The sequence below is a fragment of the Dietzia timorensis genome, from assembly GCF_020742175.1.
GTDB classification, from domain to species: domain Bacteria; phylum Actinomycetota; class Actinomycetes; order Mycobacteriales; family Mycobacteriaceae; genus Dietzia; species Dietzia timorensis_A.
Genome location: NZ_DYXM01000018.1, coordinates 1 through 4,117, shown reverse-complemented (window position 1 = coordinate 4,117; position 4,117 = coordinate 1). Strand labels below are relative to the sequence as shown.

Here is a 4,117-nt window from a genome sequence, read left to right as displayed (position 1 = left end):
ATCATGAAGGAGTACTCGCGCTTCGCGGAGGGCGACGACGAGCCGTACTACCCCATCAACACGCCGGACGACCGCGACATGCTGGCCAAGTACCGCGAGCGCGCGGCCGCCGAGGCCCGCGACAACAAGGTCCTCTTCGGTGGCCGCCTGGGCACCTACCAGTACCTGGACATGCACATGGCCATCGCGTCGGCGCTGACCATGGTGGACAACAAGCTGGTGCCCTACTTCACCGAGGGCGCGGCGCTCGAGCAGGAGCGCGGCCACTAGGCACGGCTTTCCCGCGGGCGGTTTTCCCGCGGGCGCGGGGGTTTCGGCCCCTGGTCCGTGCAGGACAAAGGAGCTTTACGACGTCCCGGCGTTCACGCGGGCCGTCGTAAAGCTCCTTTTCGTTCCGCCGCCGCTTAGGCGAAGGCGACGTTGACGGCGCGGGTGACGCCGAAGGTCAGACGGCTCTTATTTCGAACGCAGCTTCTCGATCAATCTGGCGATACCGAAGAACACGGCCAGCGGAAGAGTAAGCAACCAGGCGAAAGCCACGGGCATGGCCACGGCATCGGACGCCCCCGCACCGGCGAGCACGAATAACACCACGGTGACGACGCCGAAGGTGATGCCGAAGATCTTCGCCAGCTTGGCGACCGTCGACTTCTTCTTCGGAGCGGTGGATTCCGACGGCCTCGATCCCGGGCCGTCGTCGAACAGCATTGGACCAGGGGCGGGAACGGGGACCGGGGACGGTTGCGGTGCAGGTGGACCGGGTTGAACGAAAGTCGGTGGGATGTGGTCGAACGGCCGGTCGTACGCCGGCCAGTCCGATGCGGACTCAAACTCCGGGGCGGACTGCTGGGAGTTGGATTCGAGTTGGGGCTCGATCGGTGCGGTCGGAGGAGTGAGGGGCATCGAGACGTCGGCGGGTGCGGCCTCGTTCTCATCGACCACCTCCGGCTCCGCCGTTAGGGCGGCAACCTCTTCGGACGTGTCGGAAAGACGGCCTTCGGCCCATCGTCGGAACTCTTCGGCGGTGATCACGGGTTTGCCGTAGCGCCACGCCAGCCCGGACTTGCCGTCACGGGCCAGGTAGTCGTCGGTGACGAGCACATCGCAACGGGTTTTGGTGACCGCCTGCTTGTATTCGAGTTTCAGGGACGCGCACAGTTGCTCCAGCGCCGGACCATGGGGGTAGAGCTTGCCGAAAATGTACGTCGAGCCACGGAACGCGACGCGCGTCCCCTCGCCGAGTGCCTCATCGGGAGATACGAGACGGGCCTGCGGTTCCGAGAAAGCCCTTTCGGCGTCGGATTTCCCCGTCGGGCTCGTGGGGGATTGGTCCGCGTGCTTGGTCGTGGGCTTGGGCCGGCTTTCCGCCGGGAGCTTCGCCGCGGTTTTGGCCTCCTGTCGAGGCGTCGGCGAGGCAGCCGGTTCCGGAGCGGACGGAGCACCCTGCGGGTTCTCGTCGTACCAGCGTTCAAACTCGTCCTGCGAGATGATTGGTTTGGCGAACTCGCGGGCTGCCTGGGCTTTCCTCGACATTGAGGCGACGTCGCTCGCGACCAAGACGTCGCACCTCGTCTTCGATACGGCCTTCTTGTACACCAGACCCCTGGACTCGCAAATGGAGTTGAGACGATCGTCGTCTGCGGGGCCACCCAGGAGATTGTTACGGCCGGTGAATGCGATCCGTGTTCCGGAGTAAAGAACCGTGGCGGGATCGGTGCTCGCTTCCACCAGCGGCGGCGCCGTGTAGTCGGCGGGCAAGCGGCGTCGTGCACGTGCGAGGATGTCGTCGCGCATTTCAGAGGTCCACATGCCGCGGGAAGTGGCCCACGCGCCCAACAATTCGATGCATTCTTGCACCTCATCGACGTCCCACGGGTTGAACTGCCCGCCGGACAGGGATGCCCATGCGATGTCGGATTCCGTGGACCGGGAGGGATCGAGGACCATGGGCGATTCCGGCGCCCACGCCGGGATGAACACGGCGCCCTCGGCATGACGGCTGGTCTCGGGCACCGGCTGACCGTGTTTGATGGTCAGATTCCCTGCCAAGAAGGCATCGGCAATCTCGTGTGCCCGGGTGACGGGATCGGCTCCATCGATCCGGAGCTCAAGTTCGGAGATGTCGTGCCCCAATCCCAGAGCCAGCTCCAGGCCCTTCTGCTGGTGCCGGACGGCTCGTTCCAACATCATCAGCCCGTCGCCGACGACCGTGGAACCCGATGCTTGGCGCAGCAGCAATGGCCAGAAGTCGGCCAGCGTCGGCGCACATGCCAGACCGCCGGCCGGGATGCCGTTGCGTCGACCGAAGTCTCCAAGGTCGGCCGCGGGGTTGATCCACGTTCCGAAATCCGCGACCACCTTGTCGTTCTCGACGATGACGGCATGGATGCGGGCAACGTGCTCGCTCAAACCGAAGTCGACCCCTTCAACGGACAGCGCGGTGAATCGGCTGATCTCGTTGACCGTAGTAGTCGCGCGCCGAATTCTTCGGACCAGCGTGTTGCTGGCCCGGATATGTCGTGGCTCCACCGGGGCGCTGAAGCGAAGGTTATCCAGGTCGACGGCACGGGACAGCGCCACGTAGAACTGGCCCTCCACCGCCGTGCCGCCGGAAAGATCGATGTACAGCTTCGGGATCGTCTTACCCTGGGACTTGTGGATGGTGATAGCCCAGGCCAGGATCACCGGGAACTGCAGAACGGAGCCGACAGTTTCGCCGCTGAGTTTGCCGTTGTTGACCGTTGGCTGGTTCACCAGCCACAGGTGCTTCTTGAGCTTGACGAGCAGACCGGTGGCGTCGATGCGGACAGTGATGATCTCCTCGGTGGCCTCGACGATCTCACCGAAGCTGCCGTTGACGAATGCGCGTCCGGGGTCGTTGATCACGGTCATCACACGTGCCCCGACCTTGTAGCGAAGCTCGTCGGCTCCGTTGAATGAGTTGGAGTCCGCGCTGTTTCGGTACTGCGCATGCGAGACGAACTCCTTGCCGGGCAATTCGGCAAGATGATCGGCATTGATTTTCGCGACGCGCCGGTTGAACGAGGCCAGCGTGACCCAGTCTTTGGGCGGCACAAAATCGGGTTCGACTCGACTGTTGAGCAACTCGCGGGCGCCTTCGCCGATGGACCCTTCGCGTACTTCATTGAGGATCTCGATGAAGTCCTCGTTCGATTGGCGCCACACCGTCGTCAGCGTGATTTCCTGGAGTTTCAGTCGCTGGTACACGTCGGCGGAAAAGAAGAAGGGCGTTTCCCACCGCGTGCGGAAGATTTCGCGTTCGGTATCGGTGACCACGGGCGGCAGCTGGAGCAAATCTCCGACGAGAATGAGCTGAATTCCGCCGAATGGCAGGTTGACCTCGCGAGCCCGGCGCATTGCGATGTCCATCATGTCGAAGAGGTCTGCCCTGACCATAGAAATTTCGTCGATGACCAGGACTTTCGCGGTGCTGAGAACAGGGCTGGGTCCGTACCATCTTCCGCCGGGCTGAATGTCGTCCGGGTACATGCCCGGTCTGAAACCGAAGGCGCGGTGAATGGTGAAACCGCCGACGTTGAGTGCCGCGACTCCGGTCGGGGCGGTAACCAGGACTTCACCCTTGTCCGCCTCTTCCAGATAGAGCCGGAGCAGCGTTGACTTACCGGTGCCGGCCTTTCCGGTGATCATCACGTTCTCGCCGCGCCGCATCCTTGCGAGAGCGTCATTGAATTCCTCGGTCAGATGTATCCGGGGACTGGCACTGGGCTGGACGGAGGTCACGGAGCGTCACTTTCTGATCCACGATCGTTTCGTATCCGCTTCATCTTCCCATGCGCGGAGGATTGCGAGGACAACGGTGTGAATGTGCGTTCGGAAGCGGGCGCGGGGGTTTCGGCCCCTGGTCCGTGCAGGACAAAGGAGCTTTACGACGTCCCGGCGTTCACGCGGGGCGTCGTAAAGCTCCTTTTCGTTCCGCCGCCCCTTAGGCGTAGGCGACGTTGACGGCGCGGGTGACGCCGTCGCGGGTGATGCTGCCGCCCTGGAAATCGGCGCGGTCGGCGCCCCAGTTCGGGGCCTGGGTGGTGGTCGGCGCGCCGAGGCGGCCGATCTCGAAGCCCTGCTTCGCCCAGGCCTC

Annotated in this window: 2 protein-coding genes; one reads left to right on the top strand and one right to left on the bottom strand. The window is 63.8% G+C overall.

Going from position 1 to position 4,117, the window contains the following annotated elements:
* The coding region (locus K8V11_RS00840) for a UDP-galactopyranose mutase (protein ID WP_303910315.1) at positions 1–270 on the top strand (270 nt) is incomplete at its 5' end.
* 186 nt (positions 271–456) lie between these two features.
* Here the strand turns inward: K8V11_RS00840 and K8V11_RS00835 are convergent.
* Complete coding sequence (locus K8V11_RS00835) at positions 457–3,762, bottom strand: AAA family ATPase (RefSeq protein ID WP_303910314.1); 3,306 nt, start codon at positions 3,760–3,762, stop codon at positions 457–459.
* Positions 3,763–4,117: the final 355 nt, after the last annotated feature.